The organism is Dictyobacter sp. Z7_2, assembly GCF_057551105.1.
On the sequence record NZ_BAAJPE010000002.1, the window covers coordinates 3,737,163 to 3,752,515 of the forward strand.

12 protein-coding genes and 1 riboswitch are annotated in these 15,353 nt (G+C 51.1%); of the genes, 6 read left to right on the forward strand and 6 right to left on the reverse strand.

The features are described 5' to 3' along the window. Nucleotides 1-104: 104 nt before the first annotated feature. From AC27N8_RS29210 to AC27N8_RS29230, 5 genes are all read right to left on the reverse strand, one after another. A complete protein-coding gene (locus AC27N8_RS29210; protein ID WP_487072098.1) occupies nt 105-1,607 on the reverse strand; it encodes a leucyl aminopeptidase in 1,503 nt (500 codons plus the stop codon). Nucleotides 1,608-1,781: 174 nt separating this feature from the next. Beyond that, on the reverse strand, nt 1,782-2,180 hold the full coding sequence (locus tag AC27N8_RS29215; protein WP_487072100.1) for a response regulator: 399 nt from the start codon (nt 2,178-2,180) through the stop codon (nt 1,782-1,784). 106 nt (nt 2,181-2,286) lie between these two features. Beyond that, entirely contained in the window at nt 2,287-4,776 is a 2,490-nt protein-coding gene (locus AC27N8_RS29220; RefSeq protein WP_487072102.1) for a HAMP domain-containing sensor histidine kinase, read from the reverse strand. A 294-nt stretch (nt 4,777-5,070) separates the two neighbouring features. Beyond that, nucleotides 5,071-5,565, reverse strand: coding sequence for an anti-sigma factor family protein (locus AC27N8_RS29225; protein ID WP_487072104.1), 495 nt, complete (start codon nt 5,563-5,565; stop codon nt 5,071-5,073). Then, on the reverse strand, nt 5,562-6,098 hold the full coding sequence (locus AC27N8_RS29230) for an RNA polymerase sigma factor (protein WP_487072106.1): 537 nt from the start codon (nt 6,096-6,098) through the stop codon (nt 5,562-5,564). Before AC27N8_RS29230 ends, AC27N8_RS29225 begins: the two co-directional genes overlap by 4 nt. A gap of 408 nt (nt 6,099-6,506) precedes the next feature. Between AC27N8_RS29230 and mtnA the strand changes: the two genes are divergently transcribed. From mtnA to metK, 5 genes are all read left to right on the forward strand, one after another. Continuing rightward, on the forward strand, nt 6,507-7,631 hold the full coding sequence (gene mtnA / locus AC27N8_RS29235; protein WP_487072108.1) for an S-methyl-5-thioribose-1-phosphate isomerase: 1,125 nt from the start codon (nt 6,507-6,509) through the stop codon (nt 7,629-7,631). Between the two features lie 6 nt (nt 7,632-7,637). Next, the gene (locus tag AC27N8_RS29240; protein WP_487072110.1) at nt 7,638-8,291 is read left to right on the forward strand and encodes an HD domain-containing protein; all 654 of its coding nucleotides are present in this window, start codon (nt 7,638-7,640) and stop codon (nt 8,289-8,291) included. Nucleotides 8,292-8,363: 72 nt separating this feature from the next. Continuing rightward, nucleotides 8,364-9,308: a PfkB family carbohydrate kinase gene (locus AC27N8_RS29245; RefSeq protein ID WP_487072112.1), complete on the forward strand. Its 945-nt coding sequence runs from the start codon at nt 8,364-8,366 to the stop codon at nt 9,306-9,308. Between the two features lie 42 nt (nt 9,309-9,350). Continuing rightward, nucleotides 9,351-10,619, forward strand: a complete 1,269-nt coding sequence (locus AC27N8_RS29250) for an adenosylhomocysteinase (protein ID WP_487072114.1) — start codon at nt 9,351-9,353, stop codon at nt 10,617-10,619. 282 nt (nt 10,620-10,901) lie between these two features. Further along, nucleotides 10,902-11,010: riboswitch (SAM riboswitch) on the forward strand. Nucleotides 11,011-11,171: 161 nt separating this feature from the next. Then, the gene (gene metK / locus AC27N8_RS29255; protein ID WP_487074766.1) at nt 11,172-12,419 is read left to right on the forward strand and encodes a methionine adenosyltransferase; all 1,248 of its coding nucleotides are present in this window, start codon (nt 11,172-11,174) and stop codon (nt 12,417-12,419) included. Nucleotides 12,420-12,538: 119 nt separating this feature from the next. Here the strand turns inward: metK and AC27N8_RS29260 are convergent, their stop codons facing one another. Continuing rightward, nucleotides 12,539-13,831 (reverse strand): TIR domain-containing protein, encoded by a 1,293-nt coding sequence (locus AC27N8_RS29260; protein ID WP_487072116.1) that lies wholly within the window; start codon nt 13,829-13,831, stop codon nt 12,539-12,541. A gap of 363 nt (nt 13,832-14,194) precedes the next feature. Between AC27N8_RS29260 and AC27N8_RS29265 the strand changes: the two genes are divergently transcribed. Further along, nucleotides 14,195-15,343, forward strand: a complete 1,149-nt coding sequence (locus AC27N8_RS29265) for an acyl-CoA dehydrogenase family protein (RefSeq protein ID WP_487072118.1) — start codon at nt 14,195-14,197, stop codon at nt 15,341-15,343. Nucleotides 15,344-15,353 lie beyond the last annotated feature (10 nt).

Genomic DNA, 15,353 nt, shown 5'->3' on the forward strand with positions numbered 1-15,353 from the left:
CTATTGTGCAGGAAACTCGAATAACGGTGTGTCGCGATCGAGCGAGCGTTACCTGAGCGCCTGATCGCGACCGCCGCCTGTGCGGGCGTGTTTTCCTCGATGGACTAGTTTTGGGAGAGGTGGATGGCGAGTTCGGCTAATGTGCGTACACCGACACCTGTGCCTCCTTTTTCCTGATACGATTTGACATGCTCTTCGTAACTGGTGCCCGCGATATCCAGATGAGCCCATTTGGCGCTGCCGACAAAGTTCTCCAGGATCTTCGCCGCTGTGACTGAACCAGCTTCGCGTCCGCCTGTCTGCTTGATATCGGCAATGTCGCTGTGGATATACTCGGAGTATTCAGGGTCGAGAGGCATGGGCCAATATTTTTCGCCACTGGCCTGACCGGCAGTGATCACATCCTGCGTAAGTTGCTCATCATTGCTGAAGATGCCTGTCATCGTATGACCCAGCGCCACGATCATTGCCCCGGTGAGCGTTGCCAGATCCAGGATCGGCGAACAGCCCTCATTGACGGCGTAGGAGAGCCCATCGGCCAGGATCAGACGTCCCTCGGCGTCTGTATTGACGATCTCAATGGTTTTGCCATTGGAGATGCGCACGATATCGCCGGGGACGAACGCGCTGCCGCTGGGCATATTATCGCAGGTGGGGACGATACCGGTGACGTTGATGTGTGGCTTCAGGCGCCCGATGGCTTGCATGGCACCGATAACTGCGGCCGCTCCGCCCATATCTCCCTTCATCTCGTCCATGCCAGCGGCGGGCTTGATCGAGATGCCGCCCGTGTCGAACGTAATGCCCTTCCCGACGAAGGCGATCCCTTTATCCGTACTGGCACCGCCGCGATAGCGCAGCACGATGAAGCGTGGCGGATTGACACTGCCCTTTGAGACGGCCAGCAGTCCGCCCATCCCTAATTCCTGGATTTTGGCTTTATCGAAAATCTCGCACTCCAATCCGACTTCTTTCGCCATTGAACTGGCGCGGTTGGCGAGCTCTATGGGGGTAAGGACGCAGGGAGGCTCGTTGATCAAACTGCGTGCGAAATTGGTTGCTTCGGCCAGTGCCTGTGCGCGGAAGAGTGCTTGTGAAAAAGCATCTTTCTGATCTTCAGGTGTATGGAAGAGTACGGAGGTGACGGCCTGTGTGTTTTCGTTACTCTGGTAGCTACGGAATGTGTAGAGCCCTAGCTGGACACCTTCAGCGGCTGCTTGCGCTTCCTGGATCGCATCAAAGCTACTGCTGCTGAAACCAGTAGCGACCGCAATTTTTCGGGCACCTGTTTTTTGTAAATGGCGTGCGGCAATGGCGGTTGCGCGTCGCACGGACTGTGTATTCACTTTATCCTGGGCACCCAGCCCGACGACTATGACGCGCTTCGCCGCGAGTTTTCCCGCCGGATGCAGCGTCAATAACTCACCAGTATTTCCTTTAAATTCGCCGTCAGCGCTGATCTCATAAATTAGCCCTGCCAGAGCAGCATCGATTGTCGTAGTGGAGCTGGCTAATTCCACACCAGTATTCGTCTTACGAGCTGCACTCACAATCAAAGCATCACAAGCGATCTGTTCAACGGCCTGCGTTGTCAGGTTGATCTCCATGCTCTCTCTCCTTTGTGTGCACTTAGGAGGATGCTCTTTCTGTATCTCACCTATGGAATGCACGAAAATAAAATAAACCGCTCAAACATACGTGTTCTTGTCGGTTGAAAACGGCGTTGGATATTTATCCGTTTCCAGTATGACACATGGTGGTAAAGGATAACAAGTTTGTCCTCAGGGCTGCGTGTTGAGCAAGCGCTCAACGACTTCTAGTAGCTGACGGGGCTTGAATGGTTTGGTCAGATACTCGGTGCAACCTATCTGCCGGGCGGCTTCACCTTCATCGCTGAGGGCAAAGGCGGTGACGGCGACGATGGGGACATTTTCCAGCCCGGGACGGGAGCGGATCAACTGTGTGGTGCGATAACCATCGAGGACAGGCATCGAGAGATCGGTCAGAATCAGATCGACATGCTCGTGATCCAGCAGTGCCAGAGCTTCGCGCCCGTTGCCGGCCGATACACAGCGATATCCACGCGTTGAGAGCACGCGCTCGATTAAAATGCGATTTGACGCCTCGTTTTCGATGACCAGAATTGTAGCCTGGGAGGTCTCAGAATTTGATGTATTCATTATTAGCTCTCTATATATCTGCATCCGTTTTGTCTTCAGATACTATTATATGCGTAACGATAAATTAATCATACCTGATGGTGGTGCAGATCCGTCTAAAAAATCATCAGGCCAAAATCATGGGCAAGGTAAAAGAGAAAGTGGAACCTTCGCCTGGAATACTTTCCACTGCGATCTCGCCACCCTGTAACTCAATCAGCTTCTTGGCGATCGTCAAACCCAGTCCCGTGCCACCGAAGCGCCGTGTCGTACTGCCATCGGCCTGACGAAAGGCCTCGAAGATATAGCTCAGAGCGGCTGGCGAGATGCCGATGCCTGTGTCGGTGACAGCGATCTGTACCATGCCGCGCTGTTTCAGATGGATACAACGGATGGTGACTCCACCCTTTTCTGTGAATTTTAATGCGTTGGAGACCAGATTGATCGCCACCTGCCTTAAACGATGTCCATCTGCGGCCACCATGGGCAATCCGTCCTCCAGTTGCAGTTGAAGCGAGAGCTCTTTGTTGTTGGCGAGCGGCTTTAATTGTTCAACGACTTCGGCCAGGCTGAGCGAGAGTGTGATAGGCTCTGGCTTGACTTCAATGCGATCCGCCTCGATTTTGGATAGATCTAGCATATCATCAACCAGATGCGAGAGATCTTCGGCTCGGTTAACCATAAACTGGATATGTTGTTCCTGCTCGCTTGTCAATGTTCCATCCAGGAAGCCTTCCAGGATCAACGCGCCATAGCTAATGATACTGTGCAGGGGCGTGCGTAGCTCATGTGTGACGTTGGCCAGAAACTGGGATTTCAGATTATTGGCACGTTCCAAAGCGGCATTTTTATCTTTGACCTCTGCAAAAAGCAGCGCATTTTCTATCGCCATCGATGTCTGTAAGGCTGCCGTACTCAGCAAAAACGTGTCCCGGCTACTGATCGGACGTGCCTCTTCAGTATAAAGTATAAATGCGCCAATGGCCTGATCTTGCAAGAGCAATGGTACCGAGATAGCTGAGCAATAGCCGGTCTCCAGGGCCAGGCGCGCCCAATCCTCATGACGCTCCTTGTAGATGGCTGGAATATCTTCACCATAGACTATTTTTTGCTTTTGCTTGGTCATACGGGCCAGGAGCATATCTAGTTCGCGTAGCGCGTGATTGGGAATGCGCGATGGTCGACCGTTATGCGTGGGAAATGCCAGGCTGAAGGTGCCTGGTTTGTTGACATGTGAAATGGCGGTTAGCTTTGTTGTTACCGCCATGGTAATATCGTTATCCGGATCGGTATACACTGCGACTGCGTGTGACTCCTCCGTACTCGGACTCATCACGCCCTCAATGTCGCCGGGCCAATGAGCTACCACCCAGGGAGCGATACTTTCGCGCCCATAGAGCAGTAAGGCTACATGTTTGGCTTTCATGACGTGTCCCATCCGCGAGATAAATTCACCCAGCAATTGTTCCAGATTCAGAGTTGACATCAAGGCATCGTTCATAATCAGCAGATTGCTCATCTGATTGATGAGGGCGTGGCTTTCATTGTAAAGCGATTCATCGAGGAGATGAAATGCCTGTGCCAGCATTGGTAGCTCGTTGTCGCGTGTGATCTCGATGGATTGTCCCGTGTTTTGCGTAACCAGGATCTGCGCGTGCGCCTGTAAGCGTCGTAGGGGACGGATCAACAGGATGCTGGTAAAGAAGGTGTAGAGCATAATGCCTGACGCAATGACGGTTAGACCTATCCCGATGATGAGCAATCCTACACGTCGGTTGAGCCGATAGAGCGGCTCGACTGTAGCCATTGTGAGTTTAGGTGCCTGGGCGGCCATTTGTGGCAAGATCATGGTCTGTGCCTGGAACCAATAGGATTGCGAGTCTGAGACGATAGTTGATGATCCTGGATGACAAATGGTCACGGCTGTCGCCGGGCTGGAGGCCGTTGTGGAGATGCTCAGCAGCGTGGTTGTGTCCAGTAACTGATTGCCGAGGCAGACCACCACTTGAGCGTCTGCATGCTGGCTGAGATCTTGCGCCAGGATACCGTTGATGGGCTGGGCTGCGACCAGCATCCCACTGACTTGCTGATCCTGGGGCGTAAAGATTGGCACCGCTATTGTCATTGTCCATTGATGTGCGATCTGCGCCTGACCTTGAGCCGTTGCTGTTGAGGGAATATCTTGCAGTGTCGTCGCCGACTGTCCATGCTGTACCTGAGCGATAAGCTGGCGGATTGTCGCAGTATTCAGGCTATTGCTACCAGCGACCACCTGACCGCTCTCATTGAAGATAGCCAGCGCCATAAGATGATCATTGATGGCGTATTCATCCAGAAAACTACGCGTTGAGACCTCATCGCGTGGGCCTGTCAGGGCCGCGCTGACACGTTCATCGTGGGCGATAGTGATGACGTTGTTGGTGAGTGTCTGTGTATGTTTCTGGTATGCTTCGTGAATCAGGATAAGATGTGCTTGAGCGCTTTTCTGGGCCTGTAAGGTCGAATAAAGTTTGTATCCACCCCAGGACAAGAGTATAAAGAGCAGCAGACAAAACAAGAGTATCATGGTTGTAATCACGATGAGTTTGCCGCCAAGAGATCGTGCCGTGAGTCGCATACGCCCCTTCCTACCCATGCATAAAAGCAAAGGGAGAACGGGGTGCCAGCTCGTCCTCCCAAATGCCACGCGCCTGCATCTTGCGCGACGCGAAACTCCAGGAGGTGCGCGTGCGAACCCCATGGGGAAAAGGTTGCACGTAATATCTTAGATGTACGCTACAAGCTGCTCGTCGAGGTGGATCTACTTGCCTACGCACACCCCGCCATCCATCCCAGGCCTATGTATTATAACGTATAATCTCACTCAAAGTAAATAGCTCTGAGAAGATTTTGCCTTTTCTTTATAAATACTTTATGTATTGTACTTAACTTTTCTTATGCCATCCCAGCAGTAGCGTCGTGCCTTTGGATAGGAGATCCACTTTATCGTATAAGATGCCCGATAGCGACGCTCCACGTACCAGCGAAAACGAGCAGAATGCCCCGGAAGCGCATTGGTGATCTGCTTCGTACGCGCCATAGGACGACAGCTCTGTCCCTGATATGACGCTCTGGAATAAGTTTTTTTGGATAAACGCACCAGCGTCAGAACCGTTTTCTGATAGTCCCTGCCATGATGCAGATGATATCGGTTGGGAGTCTGGCAGATGGCGCTTTTTCGTTGTGAGGATGGTGGTGTCAGATAGGGAAGCTGGATCAGGAGGGCGTCAAAGCGATAATAATCGGAGAGAACCGCGCTACACTCAACGCAGGTAGCGAGATGCGCTGTTACGCTTTGACGCTCGGGCACTGAGAGCTGATCATCAAGGTATGCACTGAGCAACCCTCTGATCGGCTCACAATTCATCTAGTGCCTCCTCCTTGTTCCAGGACTCGATAATGTTCACGAAATGACTGCCGTGCACGTGAAAGATACATTTTGACACCACTCTCGGCAATATTGAGCGTCCGTGCGATCTCACTATAGGAGAAGCCCTCTTGCGTATAAAGAATCAACGCCGCCCTGTATTGCTGAGGCATCCGACGGAGAGCGGCACGCACCATCTCTGTCGTTCCATATATCTCCTGTGGATCTGCGCTTTCGACATCGGCTGGCTCATGATCCAGATCCTGCCAGGGCAACCAGGCGATCAGCTTGCGACGACGAAGCGCGTCGTAGGCTGTATTGGTCGCAATACGATAGAGCCATGCCGATAATTTGAGATTCGCATCCATTTTAGGCAGTGCGCGAAAAGCTTTTAGAAACGTATCCTGGGTTAAATCGTCAGCTTGCTCGCGATCACCGACCAGGTGATAGACATAGTTATAAATAGGTGTCTTATATTCATCGTAAATTTGTTCGAAAGACCAGGAGTTTTCCTTGGTTTCCACCCGGACCATGCGCTACAATCCCTTCGATAGCTACTGTTTTTTCTTGACCGTTCCATGCAAGAAGTGGCAGTAGCTGTCTCCGAGCCGAGGCGTAAATGGGGATGACATGAGTGATCAGTCATACCTCCAGGCGGGTACGGAAACGCAATTTCCTTCTGTCTAGTGGAACGGACAACTAACGCTATCAGTAACATGATAGAGTAGTCCATGCATACTTGCTGTTGAGTGATGTATCGTTTATCATGGTAGCATACTCGGGTGGATTTCTAGCAATCATTAACTAATATCTTAGTACTATTGGGTGACGAAGGGTAGCTGACGTTACCCCTTCGTTGAATATGGGGCAATTTGCCATCCGCTCTTTTCCCGCTGCGAGAAGTGTATGGGGGAAAAGATTTGTAAGGAGGCCGAATTTTCATGAATGATCAGCGGGTACGAACAATCTGTTGGGAAGCAGGAACGTCTGATAATGCGGATGTATCGATATGCATACTTGATCAGACGCTGTTACCACAAAGGATTGTTTATGCTCATCTTGTCCATGAGCAACAGGTCGCAGATGCAATTATGCAGCTGCAAGTGCGCGGTGCACCCCTGATCGGTGTGACTGCTGCCTTTGGGGTTGCTCTGGCGGTGACACGGCTCTGGCGGGCCGCGCAAGCGCAAGAGGTCACGCTTTCATTGGATGAGGCCATGGCTCAGGTCCAGCAAGTGAGCCAACTCTTGCATGCGACGCGTCCGACGGCGGTGAATCTGTTCTGGGCACTCGATCGAATGCAGCACCGCGCACGAGATGCTGCGTCCCAGGGATTGTCCGTGCCACAGTTTGTGGCTGCCTTACAAGAGGAGGCACAGATGATCGCTGATGAGGATGCCCAGTCTTGTCTACGCATGGGCATGTATGGAGCTGAACTTATTGCTGATGGTGATACACTCTTAACGCACTGCAATGCCGGCGCACTGGCGACAAATGGAATTGGCACCGCACTGGCGCCGATCTATGCCGCTGCCTCCAGTGGCAAGCAGCTCCACGTATTTGTCGATGAGACGCGACCGATTCTCCAGGGGGCACGCTTGACGGCGTGGGAACTCCAACAAGAGCATGTGCCACTTACTTTGATTACCGATAGTATGGCGGGTCACTTTATGCGACAGGGACGTATTCAAGCTATTTTTGTGGGCGCTGACCGTATCGCGCTCAATGGTGATGTGGCGAATAAGATTGGCACGTATAGTTTATCTGTCTTAGCGCATGTGCATCATCTTCCTGTCTACGTGGTTGCACCCTGTTCAACGATTGATCTGACGCTTCCGACTGGTGCGCACATCCCGATTGAGCAAAGAAAGCCAGAAGAAGTCACGACATTTGCGGGAATGATCACTGCTCCTGATGGCATTCACGTCGCGAATCCAGCTTTTGATGTGACGCCTAATTCCTATGTCACTGCCATTATTACCGAAAAAGGGATCGCCCGACCTCCATATAGAGAGACTTTGACCGCTCTCTGTCTGGAAAATTCTATTCCATTGGAAGGTGTGTAGCTTTATATGGTTATTGCAACAGATGTGATGCAAGCGGTTGCTCAGCATGCGGAAGAGGTGATGGGAAGTGAAGGCTTTCTCTACGTATGTGCTGTCGTCGCGAATTGTAAGATGCTGGCGTTAGAGCTAGAAACGCCAGCGGAAGAGAAGGATGAGGAGGCGTCCGTGTCGATTGATACCGACGCTTTAGTCATCGCTGGCTATCTGCATGATATCTCCACCGTAGAACATGGCTTTCAGGATCATCAAATTAAATCTGCCGAGATGGCGGCCGAATTCTTGCAGGGTCTCAAGGTTCCTGAGGAGACGGTTGAGAAGGTGAAGCAGGCGATTTTGACTCATACGACGGTGGTCGATCCCGAGCAGAAGGATGAGCCAATAACGGAGGGACGCATCTTATATGATGCAGATAAGCTTGGTCGCCTGAGCGGTCTGGCGATTGTGACTTCGCTGATCGAGTTTGGCGCTCGCTATCCTAATCGAGCCGTCACCGGTGAGGTCCTGGCTGCCATCTTGCGTCATGTCGAGGAGCGCTTCATTGAGCTCTACCAATCGCTCAACACCGAACCGGCTCGCAACATGTCACGCGAAAAATTTCATCATGCGCTGGCGTTTCTTGATGGCGTAATCGAGCACCTGACCGACGCGACGCCTGTATAGTCTCTATCTGGTGAAACTTTATGAGAAGAAATCTTCTCTCATTCTATGATACAATTTTTATGGAGGCGAACCTTGCCTATTCTTGTTGTGGGCTCAGTGGCCCTGGATACTGTTGAAACTCCTTTTGCTAAGATGGAAGGTGTCTTAGGAGGGGCTGCATCTTATTTCGTTACTGCCGCATCTTTATACGATCGGGTCAATCTGGTCGGGATCGTTGGGAGTGACTTTCCACACGAGCACCTTGATTTCTGGAGTAAACGCTCGGTGGATCTGGCTGGTTTGCAAATCCAGGAGGGAAAGACCTTCCATTGGCATGGGCGCTATCATATGGACATGAATTCTCGCGATACGCTGGATACTCAATTGGGCGTTTTCGCAGATTTTCATCCGGTGGTGCCAGAGGCCTACGCCGATAGTCCACTGGTCTTTCTGGCCAATATTCAACCAGAGTTACAGTTAGAGGTGCTCAAGCAGATGCCACGCGCCAGACTTTCCGTGCTGGATACGATGGAACTGTGGATTGAGACAGCTCGCGCTCCTCTGACTGAGGTGATGAAGCAGGTGGATGTGCTTTTGATGAGCGAAGAGGAGGTCCGTCAGTATACCAATCAGGCGAGTATCCTGGTAGCTGTGCGGCACTTCTTTACACTGGGCATAAAATATGTGGTAGTGAAACTTGGCAGTTATGGTGCTTTGCTCTTTGGTTCAGATGGGACCTATTTTAGTGCTCCATCGTATCCATTGGAAGAAGTAGCCGATCCCACTGGAGCTGGCGACTCCTTCGGTGGTGGGTTCCTGGGATACCTGTCGACTGTACAGCCTGATGCATCCGGGCGCTACTCGGTTGATGATCTGAAGCGTGCGGTCGTGCATGGCAATATCCTGGGTTCTTTCGCCTGTACCGACTTTGGTATCACTGGTCTGTCCTCACTGACGATACAGGATATCTCTACGCGCTATAATGAGCTGGTTGGCTATTCCCATTTTGATCCCAACTGGACTTCTGCGCGAGCATAGTCTGTTTTATATCCATTAGATGGAAGGAATGTAATAAATTCAATGACAACAACAACGAGCGGAGACGTCAAAGACCTCTCCCTGGCTCCTCGCGGTAAAGACCGTATCGAGTGGGCTGCTAAAGAAATGCCTGTGCTACGCCTGATTCGCGAGCGCTTTGAGAAGGAACTGCCTCTCAAAGGTATTCGTATGTCTGGCTGCTTGCATATTACGACTGAGACGGCTAATCTGGCTATCACCTTGAAAGCCGGCGGAGCTGATCTGGTGCTGTGCGCCTCCAATCCTCTGTCAACTCAGGATGATGTGGCTGCTGCTCTGGTGAGCGAGTATGGGATTCCTACCTACGCTATCAAAGGCGAGGATGAGCAGACCTACTACAATCACATCAATGCAGTGCTGGATCACAATCCTCAGATGACTATGGATGATGGCTGTGATCTCGTTTCAACCATCCATACGACCCGTAAAGACCTCATCCCTGGCATCATTGGTGGCATGGAAGAGACCACAACCGGCGTCATTCGTCTGCACAGTATGGAGAAGCAGAAGGTCTTGCAATTCCCTGTTCTGGCTGTCAATGATTCCGATACCAAGCACATGTTTGACAACCGCTATGGTACAGGCCAGAGCACTCTGGACGCCATCATTCGCTCCACCAACATCTTGATTGCTGGTCGCACAGTGGTCGTCTTCGGCTATGGCTGGTGTGGTCGTGGCGTTGCCTCACGTGCCAATGGTCATGGCGCGAACGTAATCGTCTGTGAGGTCGATCCTACACGTGCTCTGGAAGCTCTCATGGATGGCTATCGCGTCATGCCTGGTATCGAAGCAGCAGCTGTCGGAGATATCTTTATCTCAGTGACGGGCGACCTGCACGTGATCGATCAGGCTTTGATGGAAAAGATGAAAGATGGCGCTTTGATCGCCAATTCAGGCCACTTCAATGATGAGATCAACATCCCTGCATTGGAGAAGCTGGCAGTCAACAAGCGCCGTGTCCGCGACTTTGTCGACGAGTACACGTATGCCGATGGACGTAAGGTCCACCTGCTGGCCGAGGGTCGTCTGGTGAACCTCTCAGCCGCTGAGGGACATCCTGCCAGCGTGATGGACATGAGCTTTGCGAACCAGGCTCTGGGCTCTGAGTACATGCTTGAGCATGCCAAAGAGTTAGAGCCTCATGTGTACACGCTCCCAGCTGAGATGGACAAAGAGATCGCTCGCCTGAAGTTGCATGCCATGGGTGTCAAAATTGATACCCTGACCCCTGAACAGGAGAAGTATCTCAATTCCTGGGAATCGGGAACCTAAGCCACTATCTTGATCTGTGCTGGAAGCGACCAGAGTTGTGTATAGATTGCCAATGCTGATCGCTTCCAGCTACACCTGCTCCAGGCTCCATGGTGCTCTTTCTCGGATATATGTTATACCTGTCCACCAAATGTTCAATTGGACCATGCGTTGTGCACGCATTATCTCTTTCACATCAATCTCTTATTGACATTTGTCTTAACTATAGCGTACAATCTAGAGAGATTACAGGTAGTTCTACACTATCTGGCACATGGACAACTGAATACATGAGTGTAATCACTCTCATCAAGAGAGGTGGAGGGAAACGGCCCGATGAAGCCCGGCAACCCGCTGTCCAGACAGGACGGGTGCCAATTCCGGCGGTGCATGCTATGCCGCAAGATGAGGGGACTGTGCAAGATGTACAACCCCTGCAAAGAGGGGTTTTTTTGTGCCTGAAAATCCCATATCTAACTCTTTACGCCTTCAGCATAGATAAAAATGAACCGCGCAGATCACTATAAATCCTATAAAAAGTATTTGTGAAAGGAAAGGCCCATGACAAGTTTCATGCGCAGCCCAAAAACGTTCTTTACCAGTGAATCCGTGACAGAAGGTCATCCCGATAAGTTATGCGATCAGATCTCTGATGCCATTCTGGATGCTATTTTGTCACAAGATCCGGTTGCTCGCGTCGCTTGTGAGACCGCTACGACCACGGGCCTGGTGCTGGTGGCAGGTGAGATCACAACTGAGGCCTGGATCGATATGGCGGCGGTGGTCCGTAAAACGATCGAGCAAGTTGGTTATGTCAATGCGGATTATGGCTTTGACTATCGCACCTGCGGCGTCACGACCTCTATTGGTAAACAGTCGCCCGACATCGATCTCGGAGTCAGCACCTCGCTGGAGTCCCGCGGTGGGCGATCCCAGCAGCTTAGCGACGATGAACTGGAGCTGATCGGCGCTGGCGACCAGGGTATGATGATCGGTTTTGCCTGTAACGAGACTCCCGAATTGATGCCGATGCCTATCAGTCTGGCTCATAAGTTGACCCGGCAACTCTCAACGGTTCGCCGCTCCTCATGGAGTGGGAAGGGGCCAATGACGTATCTGCGCCCAGATGGTAAGGCTCAGGTGACTGTACAGTATGAGAATGGCGTCCCGGTTCGTGTTGATACGATTGTCGTTTCGACTCAGCACGCCGACTATGTCGATCGCGAGCAGATTCGTCAGGATGTGATTGAGCATATTATCAAACCAGTCATTCCCGCTGAATTGTTGGATAGCGAGACCAAGATCTTTGTTAATCCTACTGGTCGCTTTGTGCTGGGTGGCCCCATGGGAGACGCTGGCCTGACCGGTCGTAAGATTATCGTCGATACCTATGGCGGCATGGCTCGCCATGGTGGCGGTGCCTTCAGCGGCAAAGATCCGACCAAAGTTGACCGTTCAGCGGCTTACGCAGCCCGCCATATCGCGAAGAACATCGTGGCTGCCGGACTGGCGGATCGCGTTGAGTTGCAGATCGCTTATGCCATCGGCGTAGCGCGTCCGCTCTCCCTCTTTGTCGAGACCTTTGGCACTGGCAAAGTCGCCGACGAAGAGATCATTCGTCTGATCAACGAGCACTTTGACCTCCGGCCCGCCGGGATCATCCAGGCTCTCGACCTGCGCCGACCGATCTATCAGCCCACAGCTGCCTTTGGTCACTTCGGACGCACGGATGTCGATCTGCCCTGGGAAGCCCTCGACAAAGTACCGATGCTCCGTAAGGGCGTTGGTGCCAATGTGCAGAGCGGCGAAGCTGTCTCATAAGAAATTTGCTCTTGTAAAAGCCCCTGTGACTATCCATTGGGATAACCACAGGGGCTTTACTTTTTGCTCCTACTTATTAGTATATAGCACCATTCTGTGTAAGAGTGGCGCCCTGCGATCTATGGTTCCCAAAGTTTTAAGTTCTGAAAGAGTGCGACTGTTACTCCCTTTAGATCTGGATCGGCGTTTACACCAGTTCCGATAGTGCCTCCTGGATATGTATCATCACTGATTGTTGGAAGTTGAATGCCATTGATCCAAAATTGGAAGGAGTCGTTGACGATCATCACAGCCAACGTATTCTTTGCCTTTACTCCTCGACGGATAGCCGAAGAAAAAGGAGAGCCTGTTGTCAGTCTTTGATCGCTTCCACCTCCACTTTTATTGTGCCTTGTGATGATGTATGTGCCATCGATAGAAATATCAAAGGCATAATAGTTGTCGTTGAGTACCCGACAGACGAGTCCTGCTTGATGACCTTGAAGAATAGTTACATCGAGAACAAAAGCTAAATCAGTAAAATAATGCCCATTTCCATAGATACAATCATCAGACCCCTCACCTGTCTCTTGATAACCATTCGGAGGATAAGTACAATTTGAGTCCCCTGCCCAGTCTGAATGGTCCGTCGGTGGAGAAACACCGGCAACCAGATGCCAGGTTGATGGAATTTTTGGCCCCGCTGAGCTTATCGATGCGGTTGGGGTTTGTTGTGATGATGTGTTTGTATGATTGGCTGTTGCTCTCGATGTGATGAAATCATTTATTGCCAAACTACCAGGTACTATTAGTATAAGTATGAGTGCGACTATGATCGCAATCTGCGTAGGTGTTTTGATTCTCTGTCTTTCTGGCCCAGGGAGCGCGTTTGAGTATGCTTGTACCATGTTGGACGACTGTTTTGTTTCCGTATATTTGCTATGTGTGTGTTGACTTTCTTTATTCTGAGCAGAGTTCGGTATGTTTAATAGGTTGACCACACGATGAATCCCCTGGACAACATTATCAAGTGCGTGATCCTGGTCTGCCCAAAGTGTGATCGCTTGAGTATTTTTCGGAAGAACGCTGAGATGTGCAATAGGGGTGCTTTGCCAGGATACAGGACGAAACAGAATCGGGATAATACTGATCTCCTCTTTTTGGTCTGGCTGCGTTATTTCTTGCATGATCTTATAGCAGTCATCTGATCTGAAAAAATCCGGGCTGATAAGCAAGAGGACGATCTGAGCGTTATGAAGATGCGTGTTAATCTCATCTTGTGATGATTTTCCAGGAATAATCTCATCGATTGACCAGATAGAAATAATCTTCTCTCGTTCTAGTGGTGCAAGGTGTGCTTCTAACTTGTGAAATAATATGATGTCTTCAGGATTAGGATCATAGCAGCAAAATATTTCTATAGTTCTACCCACTTGTGAACCTCATCTTATGTCTAATATGACAATCCGATTTTATATTTAAGAGATATTATAGCATTTTTATTATGATTTTTCCTTATATACAATTTATAGATTACATACGTTAGTAGCGTCGCACGCTCGCGTGCGATGTCCCACTCGACGTACGATGAGGTAGGGTAGCGTAGTGCGCCGGGATCGGGCCGTCTCATACGAGTCTCAGGGACATCGCACGCGAGCGTGCGACGCTACACAGTCTGGTCTCTTTCTGCAAAAATATGCTTACCTATATCTCCATATGGAGATATGGATTATACTATGGAGAGTACAAAGTAAATATGCTTATCTTGATAGTGGTGCAGAAAGGGAGCAATCTCCATGGATTTTACACTCAATGAGGAGCAGACGGCTATCCGTCAAACGTGCAGGGAATTTGCCGAGCAGGAGATCAAGCCTGTGGCGGAAGAACTCGATGCTACCGGGGCCTTCCCCTATGCGCTGATTCGTCAGATGGGTGAGCTTGGTCTATTAGGCTTACCTTTTCCGGAGGAATATGGAGGCGCGGGCGCGGACTTTCTTTCTTACTGTCTGGCGATTGAGGAGATTTCGCGTGGAGATGTCTCCGTCGGGATCACTATGGAGGCGCATACGTCGCTGGGGGCGACGCCATTTCATCTTTTCGGTTCTGAGCAGCAGAAGGAGCAGTATCTGGTGCCGCTGGCGCGTGGAGAGCAGTTGTGGGCCTTTGGTTTGACTGAGCCCGAGGCGGGTTCGGATTCCGGCGGGACACAAACTCGTGCGACGTTGCAGGATGGCTACTGGCACATCAATGGCTCCAAGGCTTTTATTACGAATGCTGGTACCGAGATGACTGGCGGCGTGACGATCACGGCTGTGACCGGCATGCGTCCCGATGGGCGTAAGGAGATCACCAATCTGATTGTGCCCAGGGAGACGCCTGGCTATCAGATCGGGAAGGCGTATAAAAAGATGGGCTGGAAGGCTTCTGATACGCGTCCATTGGCCTTTGAGGATTGTCAGGTGCCGCAAGAAAATATGCTGGGCCAGCCAGGCGATGGTTTTAAGCAGTTTATGGGCATTCTGGATGCGGGACGCGTTGCCATTGCGGCTCTTTCGGTGGGATTGGCTCAGGCGTGTCTGGATGAGTCTCTGAGCTATGCTCAGCAGCGCAAGCAGTTTGGCCTACCGATCAATAAGTTCCAGGCGATCCAGTTCAAGCTGGCCGATATGGATATGGAGATCGAGTTGGCTCGCTTGATGTATTATAAAGCGGCCTGGCTGCATATGCAGGGATTACCTTTCACACGTGAAGCGTCGATGGCGAAGTTGTTTGCTTCTGAGATGGCCAAACGAGCTGCCGATCAGGCGGTCCAGATTCATGGCGGCTATGGTTTTATGGATGAATATCCGGTGTCGCGTTATTGGCGCAGTGTGAAGATCAATGAGATTGGCGAAGGGACCAGCGAGGTTCAGCGCCTCTTGATTGCCAAGCAGCTTGGCTGTTAGATGGCTATAA